The organism is Nostoc sp., from assembly GCF_036917615.1.
Classification (GTDB): domain Bacteria; phylum Cyanobacteriota; class Cyanobacteriia; order Cyanobacteriales; family Nostocaceae; genus Nostoc.
Genome location: NZ_JBALCZ010000022.1, coordinates 1 through 12,915 on the forward strand (window position 1 = coordinate 1; position 12,915 = coordinate 12,915).

Genomic DNA, 12,915 nt, shown 5'->3' on the forward strand with positions numbered 1-12,915 from the left:
CAGCGAGTTAAGTGAAGCAATGATTTATGGCTCATTGATTCGTCTTATGGTCAGGCGAATGGCATCTTAAGCTTTTGTTTACGAATCAGCTCTTAGTGGTGCAAATTTAACTGAGGCTAACTTGTTTAAAGCTGATTTGAGTCAAGCAAACTTAAATTGTGTGATATTCAAAGGTGCTAATTTGCATGGGGCCAAGATTGGAGGTGTTAATTTATCTCAAAAAGATTTTTCAGGTATGAATCTGGCTGAGGCTGATCTAGGTATAGCAAATCTCAAAGACGTAAATTTCAGAAAAGCCTGCCTTAAAGGGACAAATTTAGAGAAAGCAGAACTGCAAAAAGTAGATTTGATCAACGCTAATCTGAACGAGGCAAACCTGAAAAAGGTAGATTTAACTGGGGCAAATATCTATGGAGCAACCTTTAAAGATGCTGACCTCACTGGTGCGATAATGCCAGATGGAGAAGTCTACAAGCCGATCGCTTCGGAAGTGGAAATCGGTAAACAGGAAACATCGTTAAACAAAGTAATATCTATGACTCGTAAAGTAATTAATACTGATAACGCACCCGCACCAGTCGGCCCTTATAATCAAGCGATCGCAGCTTCTGGTCAATTTGTATTCATAGCTGGACAAATTGCCATCGATCCCCGCCTTGGTGATGTCGTCTACACTGATGATGTCAAAAAGCAAACTGAGCAGGTATTAGCTAACCTTGAAGCCATCCTCACAGCATCTGGTGCGACTTTTCAAGATGTGGTGAAAACCACTGTATTTTTAGCTGACATGAATGATTTTGCGGCGGTGAATGCCGTTTATGCTAAATATTTTCCTGAAGATACAGCCCCGGCCCGGGCTTGTGTTCAGGTATCGCGCTTACCTAAAGATGTGTTGGTAGAAATTGATGCGATCGCTGTGATTAGTGGTTAAAAGAAATAGAACCATTGCTAAAGCTGATTTCAGAGAGCTAAATCATCAATATTGAACTCAAACCGGAACATGAGAAATTTATCTAAGCCCAAATTGCTAGTGGGAAATTTCCGAATGCAGATGAAGTACTTGATGTAACATATCAACTGCTCGAAAAATTAAATTCCGAGTATGTCCAATGGGTGGAAGAAACCCGGCAAAAAGTTGATGTTGCAATTGCTGAAATTGAACGGGGGAACTTTTGGATGGCGAAACTGTAGTGACGCAAATACTAGAAAAGTTTCAAAAGGCGCGTCAGGCTTAGTAATGAGTCGCTATGTTAATTACCTGTTAACAAACGCGATCGCTTCGATAACTTTGGGAATACTGAAACTAAGTATCCTAAAGGAGTATTAAAAATGCCCGAAAATCGCATCAGTGCCAATTTAGCCCCAGCAGACAAAGAAGCAGTCATGCAGGCGATCGCTACAATTAGAGAAAAGTTACCGTTTTTGATTGATTTAACCCCTGAAGATCGGCGAACGATGCTGAAGATGGGAGATAAAAGTCGAGCTTTTGTCAGCAAAGCCTTAGAAGTGGCGACACAGAACCCTAACTTTTTACCTCGTTCTTTTGACTTGGAAGAAATGCGCCGAGATTTAGGCATATTTGAGGACTTGTATCCGGTGCTTTTGTCTCTAACGCAACTGCAAGAACTGGTAGATGATACCTGTATAGCCGCTGCTAGCGAAGCTTATGCCGCAGCATTAGCAATTTATAGCTATGCCAAAGCTAGCGGTGATGTCACAGGTTTAGATGCAGTTATTGATGAGATGGGACGCAGATTTTACCGCCGTTCTAAGAAAAAGCAACCTGAAGTCCCAGTTAGCTAAACCTTAAAACCGCCAATTATACCAGTTATCAATTTGGTAAAATACACGTCATTTGTAGGGGCATAACAATGTTATGCCCTTTTCGCGTCTTGTATCCAAAGATTCTTGAAACCCGCGCAGGCGGGTTTTGTCTGTACTTATAGTCGCCAAGGCATTTTTGAGCTTTAGAAGGTCAACGTCGAGCCTCAGAAGGTGAACATCGAGCCTCAGAAGGTGAACATCGAGCCTCAGAAGGTGAACATTGAGCCTCAGAAGGTGAACATTGAGCCTCAGAAGGTGAACATTGAGCTTCAGAAGGTGAACATTGAGATTAAATCAAGGTTACGCATAAAAATTACCTCAAAAAGTTTGGGAAATTCCGAAATACACCTTGTTGATTTAGTAATTATTGTTGTAAGAATTAGCGCCTCAAAATTGAATCTTGTTATGAACACACAAGACAAGCCCAAGAGTTTACAAGATATTGTTAAGCAACGTCAACAATCAAATTTTGTGGGTCGTGAAGACCAAGTAAACCGATTTCGCAAAAATTTAGCATTATCCCTAGAAGACAATCGCCGTCGTTTTCTGTTCAATGTTTGTGGTCAAGGCGGAGTTGGCAAAACTACCTTGCTGCGGCAGTTTCGTAAAATTGCTGACGAAGCAAAAATGATTTCGGCTTACATTGATGAAGCTGAAAAAACTATACCCGAAGTTATGGGTCGTGTAGCTGAGGAGTTAGAACAGCAAGGTTACAAACTAACGCAGTTTAGCGATCGCTACAAAGTTTACCGCCAAAAGTGCCAAGAATTAGAAACAGATCCAGATGCTCCTCAAGGCTTTTCCGCTTTTGTAGGGAAAACTATGGTACAAACTGGTGTGCGTCTGGCGCGTCGAGTTCCTGTTGGCGGTGCTGTATTTGACTTTGTAGATGAGAATGCTTTAGCTACCCAAGCTGGAGAATGGGCATCTTATATTGCTAAGAAAATAACGAATAAAGATGAGGTGGATTTAGTTAAAGAACCTGAAAAAGTTCTGACCCCGCTATTTTTGCAAGATATTTCTAAAATTGCTAATAAAACTGCTGTTGTCCTGTTTTTCGATTCCTCTGAACGCACCGGAGAATTCCTAGATAACTGGCTACGGGAAATTTTTGAGAACCAGCACGGTAAAGTATCTGCCAATATATTAATAATCATCGCCGGTCGGCAAGAATTAGATAAAAATGACTGGGCCTGCTACGAGGAATTAATAGTTCGTTTGCCTCTGGAACCGTTTACAGAAGAAGAAGCCCAACAATATCTAACTCGGAAAGGCATTACAGACAATCGCATTATTGAAGTGATTTTAAACCTTTCTGGAAACTTACCCCTGCTAATAGAAATGCTAGCAGATGCTCATCCCAATCACCCCAACCAGGTAATTGACCCTAGTAGCAGCGCTGTAAAAAGCTTTTTAAGATGGATTGACGATCCTAAACGGCGACAAGTAGTGCTTGATGCTGCCATTCCTCGGTGCTTAAACCGGGATGTTATAGCCAAGTTGAGAACAGAAGAAGAAGCTGATGAGCTATTTACTTGGCTGAAAGAAACATCCTTTGTCAACGAACGTAGCGATGGCTGGGTTTATCATGATGTCGTCAAAACCCAAATGTTATGCCACAAACGCCTTTCATCGCCGCAAGGTTGGGCTGACATACATGCTAAGTTGGCAGAATATTATGACAGCCTGCGGAACGATTTGCAATTGGAGGAAGATAACAAACAGCGCGATACTAGGTGGCAAAGTCACACATTAAACGTGTTGTACCATAAGTTATGTCAGTCACCGCAAAAGAATTTATTGGTAGCTCTTAATGAATTCCTGACTGCACTCAAAAATCAACCCATTTTTGCCCAACAATATGCAGCAGTAATGTTTCAGGCTGGTAAAGATGGAGATTCTGTTGAAGTTCAGTATTGGGGTAAGCAATTAGCAAATGAGTTAAAAGCTTATGAGGAAAAACGCTCTGAAGATGCTGCGTATAATCGCGCTTTAGTCTACTTAGCCCTTAAGCAACCAGACAAAGCACGAACTTGCCTAGTACCTGCGATCAAGCTTGCTACAGAGGATTGCAAAAAAGATGCTAAAGACTGGCGTAATGCCTTTAATTTAGCCCTTTACTATTTGGCTGCTCAATACACTCAACAAGCAGACCTCTTATATCGCTATGCCTTATCAAAGGGTGCTTCCTCAGAATCTATTCGTGAAGCTATCCAAAACCTCAATGGCTTTTTAACTGGCTTCCCTGACCATGTGCAGGCTACATCCATGCGACAGTTGTTGCAGTCTTCTTTAACTGAGGTGATGTAATTTTCAACCTAGCAGCCAAGATCAGCAACGATAATATTTGTATCAAGGACAACTTGTGGAACTGCCATAGAGGCACGATACTGGCTCTCGGTTTAGGAATCAATGCTTTTTTGCAGTTTTAATACCAATTTGAAAAATAATTGTGACCGATGTTACCTTTTTCATGACAAATCGTAGGCGATCGCTCAATGTAATTCTGTATAAATATAGCGCTTGGAGCTTGAGTCAAATATAAGCGATGCCTGCGGCGGGCTGTGAGGCTCCTGCGTCACTAACGCTACGCTATCGGTGACGCAAAGCTGTATCCCTACCATGTAGAATGTTGCATCTAAATGAAACACTACGCATCGCAAGATCCCCGTAGGAGTACACAATTCAAAATGGTATAAGCCTTTTTAAAACAGGATTTGTCTAAATCCACTCAAATCCCTGTGTAGCTAAAAATTCTTTAGCTGGTGACAAAATATCTTTGCTTAAAATCAGCGTGACTTTTGGGGCACTAAGATACAAACAAAAACGCTTAATAAATAGTTGGTTAGCAGGTTCAATTTTCCTAATTGCACACCAGGGAATCAACAACGGCGTAAGTCCAAAGCTAAACAAGAAGAAAATACTCAGATAAATCCCTTGAGGAGTTATACCAACATTTAAAGTTCCTTTGTAGTCTACCAACCCCACACAACCGCTTTGCATTCGGAAGAAATTTTGTGGCGGTGCTTCTTCGGTGCGGTAGAGTTTAGCGAGGCGATTCCAGTCATGACGGAATAGAAAAATCATGACTATCGTGGAAAATGCAAAAAAAACGATGTATATCCACTGAGGGGTATGTGGCATTGGTTTTTAAGTCATTGATGATTGATGCTTCCACTGTAAGCGATGTCTAACGACAAGCCTCTGTGGGTCTACGTACTCACCAATCAGCCACGTTCCCTTGAATTTTTACAAATTATGCGAGCATGCCAGTTAAAATTCCTCAATAGAGACTGAATAACTCAAAAAACTGGCCTTAATTAAAGCCAGTTTTTTGATTTTATTGCAAACTTTCAACAAAGCTTACAACCGAGTAACTAAGGAAACACACTTGAAAAGATATTATTAAACTTTCTCATTAAAATGTCAATATTTTATTATTTACCTTAGCAAAGCTTACGATTAAATATCGCCACTTCTGTTAAATTCTCAGGCTGTGCCGACAAAATCTTGTCACCAAGATGCTGATTCATCAGTGCGGGGACTTGTGAGGCTTGAATTCGGCTATGGCGCGTTTTATCTGGCATAACTAGGTTAGGCCCAGCTTTACAGTTCTTCATACAACCAGTGCCCTTGATTGTAACTTGGTCTTCTAAACCGCGATCGCTTAAAGCCGCCTCCAACGCCTGACAAACTGCTTTAGCACCGCGTTTCATGCAATCAGACTTTTGACAGACCAAAATCGTGGCTTTAGTCTTAGCTGGTTTTACCTTGACATTATCAATAGATGGGGGTTCTTGTACTGGAGTAGTCGTGTGAACTCTCTCCATCTCAGAACGCGCCGCTATCACACGTTCAGCTTTCAGTGTAACTGTGCCGTTCTTCAAATCATGTTTTTTGTAACCAACAACTTGCAGCCAAGTCCCTGGTGTTAACCGCAAGTCAAAAGCAGCCCGTAAATGTTTAGCGAGTTTAATGTAAGACTCACCCTCATGAGTCTCTAGCAGTAAGCCTTTAAGCTTATAGCCATCTTTAATAACAAAATTTATAAACCTGCCTTCAAGGCAAAATTCTGATATTTCTGTAGTCTGGGATGCACTCATTGTTTTGACCTATTTTTACTAGTACAAGCTATTAAGTGAGATATTTTCAGCACCAGCCACAAATTATAACTGTTAGTAGCGACTTTGCCAGCAGCACTCAAGAGTCCAAATTTGGTCTTGACGGGAGGCTGTAAATCGCCATATCACACTCCAAAGTTGAACAGCGGCAGTCGGATTGCCAATTTCAACTTTCAATGGCTGGTTAGCCGCACAACTACAGGGAATGTCTAACTCCTTTAGGCGTTGATAGACTTGCCAGCGATCTGCCCAATTCACCTCTACAAGGTGGTTTATTTCTATTTCTGAACTAAATGATTTCAAGAGAATTGCCCTCAAAGTGCAACAAACTTGCAGTAACTACAGTGATTTCACTCCCGGCTTTTTAAAAGTCTTAGGAGTGTAAGCTCTTAAAATAGCATACCTTAAGTGCAAAGAATTCTCATTAAATTTAAAAAAAAAATAAAATTTTGGCAGTCATTTCATATTCAGAAGGGGATGACGGAGATTAGAAAGACAAGCAGAGAAGTCTAAGCGCCGACTTCCGGCGTTCAGAACTTCTCCTGACAAAGACGCGCAAGCAACATAGGGACAAGGTAAAATTTTCTCTCCCTGCTTTTCTTTGGGAGTATACATACTTAAGTCTTTATGTCAACAATAATGATAAATAGATGCAACTTGATGAGCGTACCATTATCCAGGAAATAATAAACTTGAGACTTTTAGTAAGCAAAAATACAAAATCTTGTGATGGCGAATTGGCTTACTCTTATTATTAAAATGTTAATATGTAAACAATAAGCAGTTAAAATCTATATCTGCTAAAGAGCGAGGAGAACAATGTCTGAAACGCAAACTTTGTTACGGAACTTTGGTCATGTATATGACAATCCCGTGTTGCTGGATCACAGCGTAACTGCTCCAGTTACAGAAGGGTTCAACGTTGTATTAGCTAGTTTCCAGGCACTGTACTTGCAGTACCAAAAGCATCATTTTGTAGTTGAAGGCTCAGAATTTTACTCTCTGCATGAGTTTTTTAACGAAAGCTACAACCAAGTACAAGATCACATCCATGAAATTGGAGAACGCTTGGATGGACTAGGTGGTGTGCCAGTAGCGACCTTCAGCAAATTAGCAGAATTAACCTGTTTTGAGCAAGAATCTGAAGGCGTATATTCCTCTCGCCAAATGGTGGAAAATGACTTAGCCGCAGAACAAGCCATTCTGGGTGTAATTCGCCGTCAAGCTGCTCAGGCAGAGAGTTTAGGCGATCGGGGTACACGCTATCTGTACGAAAAGATTTTGTTAAAAACTGAGGAACGTGCTTATCATTTGTCTCACTTCCTCGCCAAAGACAGCTTAACCTTAGGATTTGTCCAAGCTGCTCAAAGCTAAAACTCTCATAATCTAGATTTGTCTACCTAGACTGAAAAAAAAGTTGGCAGCACTAACTCTTAAAAAATTATAAAAAATGGCAGAGAATGGTATCCTTATCTCTCTGCCATTTTTAATCTAAGTAAACATATTCTGATAATATTTAACGTTGAAAATCTTTAGCAATTAGCTAGTTAAGATAAATTTTTATCTAAGGAATCTATTGTGTACTAAAAAAACTTACAGATATTATATGCCACAATAAATCCCCAGTTGTTCCAAGCTCTATCAGTTTAAATAATAAAGATTCCCAAAAGCTTAATAAATTTCAGCATGATAATTAAATAAAAAGCTTAATAAATATAAGCATGACAATTAAATAAAATTAAAAATACAAAATAATCGTTGGGTATATTGCACAAAGCATTGTTATTCTTCTCCTGCCCCCTGTCTCCCCTGCCTCCCCTGCCTCCCCTGCTCCCTCATTTCCTCCAGTCCCCTCTGTGTCATCAAACTTAGAAAACTTAATAATAAAAAGGACGACAGGGGGTAAAGACCCTTAAAATAATCAGGATTTGTATTCTCGCATTCCAAGGCAACGACTATGCCCCGCCGTGACGACCTCCGGAAGATTCTCCTGTTAGGCTCTGGTCCAATTGTGATCGGACAAGCCTGTGAGTTTGACTACTCTGGCACTCAAGCCTGCAAAGCGCTCCGAGAAGAAGGCTATGAAGTGGTTTTGGTCAACTCCAACCCTGCAACGATTATGACCGACCCGGAAACAGCCGATCGCACTTACATTGAGCCGCTGACTCCGGAATTGGTCGAAAAAGTCATTGAGAAAGAACGCCCTGATGCTCTACTACCAACGATGGGAGGACAAACCGCCCTCAACCTCGCCGTTGCTTTAGCCAAAAATGGGGTGTTGGAAAAGTACGGCGTTGAGTTAATCGGCGCTAAACTACCAGCGATCGAAAAAGCCGAAGATCGAAAACTTTTTGGTGAGGCAATGGCAAGGATTGGGATAGCTGTGTGTCCCAGCGGCACGGCCGAATCTTTGGAAGAAGCCAAAGCTGTTGCCCGCCAAATTGGTACTTATCCCCTAATTATTCGTCCTGCCTTCACAATGGGTGGAAGTGGCGGTGGCATTGCCTACAACCAAGAAGAATTTGAAGAAATGGCACAGGTAGGTATAGATGCCAGTCCCGTCTCCCAAATTCTCATTGACCAGTCTTTACTCGGCTGGAAAGAATACGAACTCGAAGTGATGCGTGATTTGGCAGATAACGTGGTGATTATCTGCTCCATCGAAAACCTTGACCCTATGGGCATCCACACCGGGGACTCGATTACCGTCGCTCCCGCGCAAACCCTCACTGATAAAGAATATCAAAGGCTGCGGGATATGGCAATTAAAATCATCCGCGAGATCGGTGTGGAAACTGGCGGCTCTAATATTCAATTTGCTGTCAATCCGGTTACTGGGGATGTGGTTGTAATTGAGATGAACCCCCGCGTTTCCCGCAGTTCGGCTTTATCTTCCAAAGCCACTGGTTTCCCGATCGCCAAAATGGCAGCAAAATTGGCTGTGGGCTACACCCTGGATGAAATTAAAAATGACATCACCAAGAAAACTCCCGCATCCTTTGAGCCGACAATTGACTATGTGGTGACAAAAATCCCCCGCTTCGCCTTTGAAAAGTTCCCCGGCTCCGACCCAGTGCTGACAACTCAAATGAAGTCTGTCGGGGAAGCAATGGCAATTGGGCGGACGTTCAACGAATCTTTCCAAAAGGCGCTGCGATCGCTAGAAACAGGACGTGCTGGTTGGGGTTGCGACAAAGCCGAGAAATTACCTAGTGGTGAACAAATTCGCGCCCAATTGCGGACACCTAACCCCGATCGCATTTTCGCTGTGCGTCATGCCTTGCAACAAGGGATGACTATTGAGGAAATCTACGAACTCACTGGTATTGACCGATGGTTTTTAGATAAATTCCAGCAACTGCTAGATGTGGAGAAATTCCTGAAGCGGACACCTTTGCAGCAATTGACAAAAGAGCAACTTTATGAAGTGAAGCGGGACGGATATAGCGATCGCCAAATAGCCTATGCCACCAAAACCACAGAAGATGAAGTTCGCGCCTACCGTAAACAACTAGGGATTATCCCAGTTTACAAAACAGTGGATACCTGCGCTGCTGAGTTTGAAGCGTTTACCCCCTACTACTATTCTACCTACGAAGAAGAAACAGAGGTCTTGCCAGCAACTAAGCCAAAAGTATTGATTTTGGGTGGTGGCCCCAACCGCATTGGGCAGGGAATTGAGTTTGATTATTGTTGTTGTCACGCCGCCTATGCTTTGAAGGAAGGGGGGTATGAGACGATTATGGTCAACTCTAACCCAGAGACGGTTTCGACAGATTACGATACCAGCGATCGCCTTTACTTTGAACCGTTAACAAAAGAAGATGTTCTTAACATCATCGAAACTGAAAATCCAGTTGGGGTAATTATCCAGTTTGGCGGACAAACACCGCTGAAGTTGGCTCTGCCATTACAAGAGTTTCTTAACAATGACACTTCAGGACTGCTCACTAAAATTTGGGGTACATCACCAGATTCCATCGACATGGCAGAAAACCGGGAGCGGTTTGAAAAGATTCTTCAACAGTTGAATATTGCCCAACCGCCTAATGGGATTGCGCGGAGTTACGAAGATGCGTTGATTGTCGCCAAACGTATTGGCTATCCAGTGGTGGTGCGTCCCAGCTATGTGTTAGGGGGACGGGCGATGGAAATCGTTTATTCCGATGCTGAGTTGGAGCGCTACATGACCTTTGCGGTGCTAGTGGAACCAGAACATCCGATTTTGATTGATAAGTTTTTGGAAAACGCGATTGAAGTAGATGTCGATGCGATCGCTGATCATACAGGACGAGTAGTGATTGGTGGCATCATGGAACACATCGAACAAGCAGGGATTCACTCAGGAGATTCCGCTTGTTCTTTACCTTCCATTTCCCTATCACCAGCAGTTCTCAATCAAATTCGCACTTGGACAGTGCAGCTAGCACAAGCGCTGTCAGTCGTGGGGTTGATGAACATTCAATTTGCCGTTGTTGGCGCAAGTAGTTATTCTCCCCAAGTTTACATTTTGGAAGCCAACCCCCGCGCCTCGCGCACAGTCCCATTTGTTTCTAAAGCAACGGGCGTACAGTTGGCGAAATTAGCATCCTTAATTATGTCAGGTAAAACCTTAGAGGAGCTACATTTCACCGAGGAAGTCATTCCCACACATATTGCTGTAAAAGAAGCAGTATTACCCTTTAATAAATTCCCAGGAACTGATACAATATTGGGCCCAGAAATGCGATCTACTGGTGAGGTGATGGGGATTGATAGCGACTTTGGCCGGGCCTTTGCCAAAGCAGAAATGGGTGCTGGGGAGCGTTTACCACTGACGGGAACTGTATTTGTATCAATGAGCGATCGCGATAAAGCTGCTGCTGGTGCTGTGGTGAAGGAATTTATCGATTTGGGCTTTAAAGTGATGGCTACTTTTGGTACACGGCAAGTTCTTATCGAACAGGGATTAAATATTGAATTAGTGTTAAAACTCCATGAAGGTCGTCCCCATGTCCTAGATGCAATCAAAAATCAGAAAATCCAACTTATTATCAACACACCTTCAGGGGAAGAGGCCCAGACTGATGCTAGGTTAATCCGTCGCACAGCCTTAGGTTACAAAATTCCCATCATTACCACCATTGCCGGCGCCAAAGCTACTGTCGCCGCCATCCGTTCTTTACAAAATACGACTTTGGACGTAAAAACCATCCAAGATTACTGCACGATTCTGAGGCAGTAGGGAATAGAGGAAGGTGGGGAGATGGGGGACAAGGGAGATGAGGGGGACAAGGGGGACAAAGGAATAACCAATACTTCTCTACGAGAGGCTGCGCCAACGACTACGCTCAGTACAAGTGCCCCATGCCCCATGCCCCATGCCCAATGCCCAAGAAAAATTAAGCAATTGTTATAAGAGAATGACTATACTTCTCATTGAGATACTTTAACAAATATGAGGAAAATTATTTGAACTAGATAATTTCTTAAATTGACTTCTAGTCAGCCTTGAGAAAAGGGCGACATTGCATGAACTGGAACAGCCAGGAAATTTAATGTCGCCATATAGCCAAAACATTCTCATAAATGTTACAATTGTTAATAAGCCTCCAATAAAAAAATGTTTAAGAAGCTACCTTTTATCTAACTGTAGATACTTGTGAGAAGTAGGAAATAACTGTAATTTTTAGCAGTTAAGAAGCCTAAATTTGATTATTATGAGCGCTACGTGTTTATCGGGCGCGTAAATTGCAAACCATAGCATGGGTTCCCAGTCTGACTGGGTAGCACCCTAATAAAGCATCTATCCCTTAATGACCCTACCGCCAAACCCATCATTACCAAAGAGTAGCGCCATGAAGACCGCTCAGACAGCCACAGACCTCGTGCGGACTTACCTGCGTGAGATTGGCCGTGTGCCACTCTTAAGCCACGAGGAAGAGATTTTCTATGGTAAACAGGTGCAACGTTCCTGCGCTTTGCACGAATCAAGGGAATATCTTGCTACCCAGTTAGGTCGTCAACCGACTCTAGAAGAGTGGTCTAAAGCGACAATGCTAGAACCAGCACAGTTGAACGAAGCGATCGCTGATGGTGAAATTGCCAAGCGCAAGATGGTAGAAGCCAATTTGCGGCTGGTAGTGTCCGTTGCCAAAAAGTACATAAAGCGCAACGTCGATTTACTCGACTTAATCCAAGAAGGTAGTATTGGTATGCAACGGGGCGTGGAAAAGTTTGACCCCACCAAAGGGTACAGGTTTTCTACCTATGCCTATTGGTGGATTCGGCAAGCTATCACTCGTGCTATAGCCGAAAAAGCCCGCACCATTCGATTACCTATCCATATAACCGAAAAGTTAAATAAGATTAAAAAAGCACAGCGTCAATTGTCTCAAAAATTGGGACGCGCTCCTACAGCTGGTGAGCTAGCTCAAGAATTAGAATTGACCCCCAAACAAGTACGAGAGTATCTAGAAAAGGCGCGTTTGCCCCTTTCCTTAGATTTGCGGCTGGGTGATAATTACGACACCGAACTCGGAGAAATGCTGGAAGATCCAGGAGCATCTCCGGAAGAGTTTGTTATGCAAGCTTCCCTATCTTATGACTTAGATCGCCTGATGGGTGACCTGACGCCACAACAGAAGGAAGTGATCACGCTGCGCTTTGGCTTAACTGATGGGCAAGCCCTGACGCTAGCTAGAATTGGTGAAATACTGAACATCAGCCGGGAACGAGTCCGGCAAATTGAGCGGGAAGCTTTAACCAAACTTCGCAAGTCTAAAGCCAACATGGATGAATATTTGGCAAGTTAGGGAAAGTTAGGAGTTAGGAGTTTTTAATTAACTCCTCATTCCTAACTTTATTGATTGAGGTGAGAAAACTACGCTGACTTTGGTACGGTTACACCTACTTCTACTCTTACGCTAGGCTGTTACATTAGTTGACAGGAAGACAAAATAGCTAGCTAAGTCAAATCCAAAACAAGCAT

Annotated in this window: 8 protein-coding genes and 1 pseudogene; 6 read left to right on the top strand and 3 right to left on the bottom strand. The window is 42.7% G+C overall.

Translation table 11 applies throughout. The annotated features are described in order from the left end of the window. Positions 1 to 91: 91 nt before the first annotated feature. From V7K85_RS07920 to V7K85_RS07930, 3 genes and pseudogenes are all read left to right on the top strand, one after another. Positions 92 to 931: pseudogene (locus V7K85_RS07920) on the top strand (Rid family detoxifying hydrolase); the annotation flags it as partial. Between the two features lie 398 nt (positions 932 to 1,329). Further along, positions 1,330 to 1,803 (top strand): hypothetical protein, encoded by a 474-nt coding sequence (locus V7K85_RS07925; RefSeq protein ID WP_334812483.1) that lies wholly within the window; start codon positions 1,330 to 1,332, stop codon positions 1,801 to 1,803. Between the two features lie 426 nt (positions 1,804 to 2,229). Continuing rightward, on the top strand, positions 2,230 to 4,134 hold the full coding sequence (locus V7K85_RS07930; RefSeq protein WP_334812485.1) for an ATP-binding protein: 1,905 nt from the start codon (positions 2,230 to 2,232) through the stop codon (positions 4,132 to 4,134). A 411-nt stretch (positions 4,135 to 4,545) separates the two neighbouring features. Here V7K85_RS07930 and V7K85_RS07935 read toward each other — a convergent pair whose 3' ends face one another. The 3 genes from V7K85_RS07935 to V7K85_RS07945 form a co-directional block, all read right to left on the bottom strand. Next, the gene (locus V7K85_RS07935; protein ID WP_334812487.1) at positions 4,546 to 4,911 is read right to left on the bottom strand and encodes a hypothetical protein; all 366 of its coding nucleotides are present in this window, start codon (positions 4,909 to 4,911) and stop codon (positions 4,546 to 4,548) included. Positions 4,912 to 5,270: 359 nt separating this feature from the next. Next, a complete protein-coding gene (locus V7K85_RS07940; RefSeq protein ID WP_334812489.1) occupies positions 5,271 to 5,927 on the bottom strand; it encodes a (2Fe-2S) ferredoxin domain-containing protein in 657 nt (218 codons plus the stop codon). 72 nt (positions 5,928 to 5,999) lie between these two features. After that, positions 6,000 to 6,248 (bottom strand): Asr1405/Asl0597 family protein, encoded by a 249-nt coding sequence (locus tag V7K85_RS07945; protein WP_334812491.1) that lies wholly within the window; start codon positions 6,246 to 6,248, stop codon positions 6,000 to 6,002. A 516-nt stretch (positions 6,249 to 6,764) separates the two neighbouring features. Between V7K85_RS07945 and V7K85_RS07950 the strand changes: the two genes are divergently transcribed. From V7K85_RS07950 to V7K85_RS07960, 3 genes are all read left to right on the top strand, one after another. After that, the gene (locus V7K85_RS07950; protein ID WP_273766675.1) at positions 6,765 to 7,319 is read left to right on the top strand and encodes a Dps family protein; all 555 of its coding nucleotides are present in this window, start codon (positions 6,765 to 6,767) and stop codon (positions 7,317 to 7,319) included. 583 nt (positions 7,320 to 7,902) lie between these two features. Then, positions 7,903 to 11,169 carry a carbamoyl-phosphate synthase large subunit gene (gene carB, locus V7K85_RS07955; RefSeq protein WP_334812493.1) on the top strand — a complete coding sequence of 1,089 codons (3,267 nt, stop codon included), beginning with the start codon at positions 7,903 to 7,905 and terminating at the stop codon, positions 11,167 to 11,169. Positions 11,170 to 11,782: 613 nt separating this feature from the next. Then, on the top strand, positions 11,783 to 12,739 hold the full coding sequence (locus tag V7K85_RS07960; RefSeq protein ID WP_334812495.1) for an RNA polymerase sigma factor, RpoD/SigA family: 957 nt from the start codon (positions 11,783 to 11,785) through the stop codon (positions 12,737 to 12,739). Positions 12,740 to 12,915: the final 176 nt, after the last annotated feature.